The sequence below is a fragment of the Rhodobacter sp. P2_H5 genome (assembly GCF_056403335.1).
Window position 1 is genome coordinate 1 of the sequence record NZ_JBFUFS010000098.1, and the last position, 817, is coordinate 817.

Here is an 817-nt window from a genome sequence, read left to right on the forward strand (position 1 = left end):
ATGTATCACGAATTTCGCAGAGAGTCCCATTTCAAGCGGCAGCTTGTTGCAGGCGGGGCGCCTCATCCTTTCGTGAAGCATGGTCCCGCTGTTGAGACCATCCACCACCCGGGCAAACACCCCCTTGTCACTCCGCCGTCTCCATCAGTTGTAGAGGATCTTCGAGGGGCGATATTCCCCGGGTACATCGCACCACCTCAAACCGTTGCGATTGATCAAGACTATACCGCTCAGGACCCAACATCCATGGACACGGGGCTTGCCATGGCCGTTGGGAATTAGAGGTGCGAGCTGAGGCACCTGCGCGTCCGTCAGCCTTAAAACATTGCTTATCAGTCAGTCTCCTCGCGGAGCCTGAATCACGCTGCGGGCGTAAGGTCAATAGGTCCTTCGGACCCTAACCTGGCGCAACGAGGCGAGTTTCACTCAATGCCATTCGCCTTTGCGACGAAATCCGACAGATGCGGGACATAATCCTCCGGCCCGTTGCCGCCCATACCCATTGCCATGGCGAAGGAATTCTTCGCCGCGCTGGCGAGCGGTGTTGCCACCGAGGCAGCATTGGCCATCGATTCCACATAACGCAAGTCTTTGTAGGCATTGCCCAAGGTGAACTTGTGCGCCTCGCGGTTGCCTTCCAGAGCATAGCCCATGAAGGTCTGGTAAAAGCCGCAGTCCATCCGCCCGCCGCGGATCACCTTGTCAAACTCGGAGAGCGGAATGCCGACCTTGCGCGACAGGGCCAAGGCTTCGGAATAAAGCGCCGCATAGCCCAGCGAGATGAAATTGTTCAGGAGTTTCATCTTGTGGCCATCGC

The 817-nt window shown here is 57.4% G+C and carries 1 protein-coding gene and 1 pseudogene; both read right to left on the reverse strand.

Going from position 1 to position 817, the window contains the following annotated elements; all coding sequences use genetic code 11:
• Nucleotides 1-147: 147 nt before the first annotated feature.
• Nucleotides 148-333, reverse strand: a pseudogene (locus tag AC1DVR_RS23690) (transposase); the annotation flags it as partial.
• An 89-nt stretch (nucleotides 334-422) separates the two neighbouring features.
• The coding region (locus AC1DVR_RS23695; protein ID WP_478003078.1) for an NAD-binding protein at nucleotides 423-817 on the reverse strand (395 nt) is incomplete at its 5' end.